The following is a 5502-nucleotide window of genomic DNA, read 5'->3' as shown; positions in this document are numbered from 1 at the left end:
ACCCACGCGGCCCCCGCCCTGCTCGCGAGCGGCGTCGAGGTGGCCGATTCCGGGAACCGCGGCCGCCGGGACATGGCCGGGGTTGTCCACAGGCCGATCGGACTGTCAGCCCTCGCCAGTAGGGTGTGAGACATGGCCGACCCCTCCAGCTACCGCCCCAAACCGGGAGAGATCCCGGACACTCCCGGGGTGTACAGGTTCCGCGACGAGCACCGCCGGGTGATCTACGTCGGAAAGGCGAAAAGCCTGCGCCAGCGCCTGGCGAACTACTTCCAGGACCTGGCGAGCCTGCACCCCCGCACCCGCACGATGGTGACCACGGCCGCGTCCGTGGAGTGGACGGTGGTGTCCACGGAGGTCGAGGCCCTTCAGCTGGAGTACTCCTGGATCAAGGAGTTCGACCCCCGGTTCAACGTCAAGTACCGCGACGACAAGAGCTACCCGTACCTCGCCGTGACGATGAACGAGGAGTTCCCCCGCGTACAGGTGATGCGCGGCCACAAGCGCAAGGGCGTGCGGTACTTCGGTCCGTACGGGCACGCGTGGGCGATCCGCGACACCGTCGACCTCCTGCTGCGCGTCTTCCCCGTCCGCACGTGCTCCGCCGGCGTCTTCAAGAACGCCACCCGTACCGGCCGCCCCTGCCTCCTCGGTTACATCGGCAAGTGCTCGGCGCCCTGCGTGGACCGCGTCTCCGCCGAGGAGCACCGCGATCTGGCCGAGGAGTTCTGCGACTTCATGGCCGGCCGCACCGGCACCTACATCCGCCGTCTGGAGAAGCAGATGGCGGACGCGGCCGAGGAGATGGAGTACGAGCGGGCGGCCCGCCTGCGCGACGACATCGGCGCCCTGAAGAAAGCCATGGAGAAGAGCGCCGTCGTGCTCGCCGACGCCACCGACGCCGACCTGATGGCGGTCGCCGAGGACGAGCTGGAGGCCGCCGTCCAGATCTTCCACGTCCGCGGCGGACGTGTCCGCGGCCAGCGCGGCTGGGTCACCGACAAGGTCGAGGAGATCACCACCGGCGCCCTCGTCGAGCACGCCCTCCAGCAGCTCTACGGCGAGGAGAAGGGGGACTCCGTCCCCAAGGAGGTCCTCGTCCCCGCCCTGCCCGAGCCGGTCGAGCCCGTCCAGGAGTGGCTGACCACGCGCCGCGGCTCCCACGTCTCCCTGCGCATCCCGCAGCGCGGCGACAAGAAGGCCCTCATGGAGACCGTGCAGCGCAACGCCCTCCAGGCGCTCGCCCTGCACAAGACCAAGCGCGCCTCCGACCTCACCACGCGCTCGCGTGCCCTGGAGGAGATCGCCGAGGCCCTCGACCTGGACAGCGCCCCGCTCCGGATCGAGTGCTACGACATCTCCCACCTCCAGGGCGACGACGTGGTCGCGTCCATGGTCGTCTTCGAGGACGGCCTCCAGCGCAAGAGCGAGTACCGCCGCTTCCAGATCAAGGGATTCGCCGGGCAGGACGACGTCCGGTCCATGCACGAGGTGATCTCCCGCCGGTTCCGGCGCTATCTCGCCGAGAAGGAGAAGACGGGGGAGTGGGCCGACGGCGAGGACGGCCTCACCGAGGACGACGGCCGCCCCAAGAAGTTCGCCTACCCGCCCCAGCTCGTCGTCGTCGACGGCGGGCAGCCCCAGGTCGCCGCCGCCAAGAGGGCCCTGGACGAGCTGGGCATCGACGACATCGCCGTGTGCGGCCTCGCCAAGCGGCTGGAGGAGGTCTGGCTGCCGGAGGAGGACGACCCGGTCGTGCTGCCCCGCACCAGCGAAGGCCTGTACCTTCTCCAGCGGGTCCGTGACGAGGCCCACCGCTTCGCCATCACCTACCAGCGCACCAAGCGGACCCAGCGCTTCAGGTCGAGCCCGCTCGACGACGTCCCCGGCCTCGGGGACACGCGCAAGCAGGCCCTGCTGAAACATTTCGGGTCCTTGAAGAAACTACGATCCGCCACCATCGACCAGATCTGCGAGGTCCCCGGCATAGGCCGCAAGACGGCCGAGACGATCGCCGTGGCCCTCGCCCAGGCGGCCCCGGCCGCGCCCGCCGTGAACACGGCGACTGGAGAGATCATGGAGGAGGAGGAACCCGGCACCACGGGTTCCGGCGGGGACCCCGTGACGGCGGGCGCCCCGGACGAACGACGGGGGCAGGAGACATGAATGTGAACGAGCACGAAGAACAACAGGCCCAGAGCGGAGACGACGCACAGGTGAGTACGGGCACGACCCTCGACGCGGGCGGGGTCCCGGAGGCGGCCATCCCCGAGCTGGTGATCATCTCCGGCATGTCCGGCGCCGGCCGCTCCACCGCCGCGAAGTGTCTGGAGGACCTCGGCTGGTTCGTCGTCGACAACCTCCCGCCCGCGCTGATCCCCACCATGGTGGAGCTCGGCGCCCGCTCCCAGGGCAACGTCGCCCGGATCGCGGTGGTCGTCGACGTCCGCGGCCGGCGCTTCTTCGACAACCTCCGCGAGTCCCTCGCCGACCTGGAGGCCAAGCACGTCACCCGGCGGATCGTCTTCCTGGAGTCCTCCGACGAGGCCCTGGTGCGCCGCTTCGAGTCCGTGCGCCGCCCGCACCCCCTCCAGGGCGACGGCCGCATCGTCGACGGCATCGCCGCCGAGCGCGAGCTCCTGCGCGAGCTGCGCGGCGACGCCGACCTGGTCATCGACACCTCCAGCCTCAACGTCCACGAGCTGCGCGCCAAGATGGACGCCCAGTTCGCCGGCGAGGAGGAGCCCGAGCTCAGGGCCACCGTCATGTCCTTCGGCTTCAAGTACGGCCTCCCGGTCGACGCCGACCTGGTCGCGGACATGCGGTTCCTGCCCAACCCGCACTGGGTCCCGGAGCTGCGCCCCTTCACCGGCCTCAACGAGGAGGTGTCGGCGTACGTCTTCAACCAGCCCGGCGCCAAGGAGTTCCTCGACCGCTACGCCGAGCTGCTGCGCCTCATCGCGGCCGGCTACCGCCGCGAGGGCAAGCGGTACGTGACCATCGCCATCGGCTGCACCGGCGGCAAGCACCGCTCGGTCGCCACGTCGGAGAAGCTCGCCGCGCGCCTCGCGGCCGAGGGTGTGGAGACGGTGGTCGTACACCGGGACATGGGACGGGAATGACCGCACGTAGTCCGCGGCTGAGCAGGCTGCGCCGGGCCGTCCCCGAAGGGCGGGCGGCCCGTCCCTCCGAGGCCCGCGGTGCCAGGCCCCGCCGGCGCGGCTCCCAGCCCAAGGTGGTCGCGCTCGGCGGCGGCATGGGCCTGTCCGCCTCGCTCGCCGCCCTGCGGCGGATCACCGGCGACCTCACCGCCGTCGTCACCGTGGCCGACGACGGCGGCTCCAGCGGGCGCCTGCGCGACGAGCTGGGCGTCCTGCCGCCCGGCGATCTGCGCAAGGCGCTGGCCGCGCTGTGCGGCGACGACGAGTGGGGCCAGACCTGGGCCCGCGTCATCCAGCACCGCTTCCACTCCAAGGGCGACCTGCACGAACACGCGGTCGGCAATCTGCTGATCGTCGCCCTGTGGGAGCAGCTCGGCGACCACGTCCAGGCCCTCGACCTGGTCGGCAGGCTCCTGGGCGCGCACGGACGCGTGCTGCCCATGTCCGCCGTGCCTCTGGAGCTCCAGGCCCTGGTCAAGGGACACGACCCGGAGCGGCCCGAGGACGTGGACACCGTACGGGGACAGGCGACCGTGGCCCTGACCCCGGGCGAGGTGCTGTCGGTGCACGTGGTGCCGCACGACCCGCCCGCGGTGCCCGAGGCGGTGGAGGCGGTCCGGGACGCGGACTGGGTGGTCCTCGGCCCCGGCTCGTGGTTCTCCTCGGTCATCCCGCACCTGCTGGTGCCCGAACTGCTGGACGCGCTCATCCAGACGAAGGCGCGCCGGGTACTCTCCCTGAACCTCGCACCGCAGCCGGGAGAAACCGATGGCTTCTCCCCGCAGCGTCATTTGGAGGTTTTGGGACGACACGCCCCTAAACTCGCCCTGGACGTGGTGCTGGCCGACCAGGCCGCCGTGCCCGACCGCGACTCCCTGACCGATGCCGCCAAGCGGTTCGGTGCCGCGGTCGAGCTGGCGCCGGTGGCCCGGCCCGACGGAACCCCGAGGCACGACCCGGAGCTGTTGGCCGCCGCGTACGACCGTATTTTTCGGATGCATGGAAGGATCGGCCCATGGCGATGACGGCAGCGGTGAAGGACGAGATCTCCCGGCTCCCCGTCACCCGTACCTGCTGCAGAAAGGCGGAGGTCTCCGCCATCCTGCGGTTCGCCGGCGGCCTCCACCTGGTGAGCGGGCGCATTGTGATCGAGGCGGAGCTGGACACCGCGATGGCGGCCCGCAGACTCAAGCGGGACATCCTGGAGATCTTCGGTCACAGCTCCGAGCTGATCGTGATGGCTCCGGGCGGACTGCGCCGCGGCTCGCGTTACGTCGTCCGGGTCGTCGCGGGCGGTGACCAGCTGGCCCGCCAGACCGGCCTGGTCGACGGCCGGGGCCGGCCGATCCGGGGCCTGCCCCCGCAGGTCGTCTCCGGTGCCACCTGTGACGCCGAGGCCGCCTGGCGCGGGGCGTTCCTGGCGCACGGCTCGCTCACCGAGCCCGGCCGGTCCTCCTCCCTGGAGGTGACCTGCCCGGGTCCGGAGGCCGCGCTCGCCCTGGTCGGCGCGGCCCGCCGGCTGTCGATCGCCGCCAAGGCCCGCGAGGTGCGCGGCGTGGACCGCGTGGTCGTCCGCGACGGTGACGCGATCGGCGCCCTGCTCACCCGTCTGGGTGCCCACGAGTCGGTGCTCGCCTGGGAGGAGCGCCGGATGCGCCGGGAGGTGCGGGCCACGGCCAACCGGCTCGCCAACTTCGACGACGCCAACCTGCGCCGCTCCGCGCGGGCGGCGGTCGCCGCCGGGGCCCGGGTGCAGCGGGCCCTGGAGATCCTCGCCGACGACGTGCCCGAGCACCTCGCCGCGGCCGGGCGGCTGCGCATGGAGCACAAGCAGGCCTCCCTGGAGGAGCTGGGCGCGCTCGCCGACCCGCCGCTGACCAAGGACGCCGTCGCCGGCCGGATCCGCCGGCTGCTCGCGATGGCCGACAAGCGCGCCTCCGACCTCGGCATCCCGGGCACGGAGTCCAGCATCACGGAGGAGATGGCCGACAACCTGGTCGGCTGACCGCCCGTCACCACGCCGGTGCCGACGCCCGCTTGCGGTCGTCGGCACCGGCTTTTGCCCATCCGCGAGGCACCCTTGACTGGATCATGAACTGTCATGAGCCTGGCATCTGTTCGCTGCTGTGGCGGACCACCGCAAGGGGGGCTCATGAGACGAAGAGCGAGACCGATCCTCGCTGTTGGCGCACTCCTCCTCGGCGGCGCGGGCCTCGCGCCCGTCGCCCATGCCGCGCAGAGCGCCGGTTCTCCTGATCCGAACGAAGTCAAGGTCTACCGCGCCGAGGTCACCAGCGGGCAGGTACCCCTGCTGCTGGCGGCCGGGCAGGACGGCCACGAA

The 5502-nt window shown here is 71.7% G+C and carries 5 protein-coding genes; all 5 read left to right on the top strand.

The annotated features are described in order from the left end of the window. Positions 1–132: 132 nt before the first annotated feature. Complete coding sequence (gene uvrC / locus EHS43_RS36080; protein WP_125194823.1) at positions 133–2166, top strand: excinuclease ABC subunit UvrC; 2034 nt, start codon at positions 133–135, stop codon at positions 2164–2166. Further along, the gene (rapZ, locus tag EHS43_RS36075; protein WP_125194822.1) at positions 2163–3122 is read left to right on the top strand and encodes an RNase adapter RapZ; all 960 of its coding nucleotides are present in this window, start codon (positions 2163–2165) and stop codon (positions 3120–3122) included. Before uvrC ends, rapZ begins: the two co-directional genes overlap by 4 nt. Continuing rightward, on the top strand, positions 3119–4186 hold the full coding sequence (gene yvcK / locus EHS43_RS36070) for a uridine diphosphate-N-acetylglucosamine-binding protein YvcK (protein ID WP_125194821.1): 1068 nt from the start codon (positions 3119–3121) through the stop codon (positions 4184–4186). The genes rapZ and yvcK overlap by 4 nt, the downstream gene beginning before the upstream one ends. Further along, on the top strand, positions 4177–5166 hold the full coding sequence (gene whiA, locus EHS43_RS36065) for a DNA-binding protein WhiA (RefSeq protein WP_031057649.1): 990 nt from the start codon (positions 4177–4179) through the stop codon (positions 5164–5166). Before yvcK ends, whiA begins: the two co-directional genes overlap by 10 nt. A gap of 147 nt (positions 5167–5313) precedes the next feature. Next, a partial coding sequence (locus tag EHS43_RS36060) for a hypothetical protein (RefSeq protein WP_148104173.1) occupies positions 5314–5502 on the top strand: 189 nt, incomplete at its 3' end.

The organism is Streptomyces sp. RP5T (genome assembly GCF_003933965.1).
GTDB lineage: Bacteria > Actinomycetota > Actinomycetes > Streptomycetales > Streptomycetaceae > Streptomyces.
The sequence above is the reverse complement of the archived record's forward strand: the minus strand, read 5'-3'. Positions and strand labels throughout refer to the sequence as shown.

Coding starts and splice junctions, on each gene's coding strand:
- uvrC (WP_125194823.1), top strand. CDS start 133: ATGGCCGACCCCTCCAGCTACCGCCCCAAACCGGGAGAGATCCCGGAC.
- yvcK (WP_125194821.1), top strand. CDS start 3,119: ATGACCGCACGTAGTCCGCGGCTGAGCAGGCTGCGCCGGGCCGTCCCC.
- rapZ (WP_125194822.1), top strand. CDS start 2,163: ATGAATGTGAACGAGCACGAAGAACAACAGGCCCAGAGCGGAGACGAC.
- whiA (WP_031057649.1), top strand. CDS start 4,177: ATGGCGATGACGGCAGCGGTGAAGGACGAGATCTCCCGGCTCCCCGTC.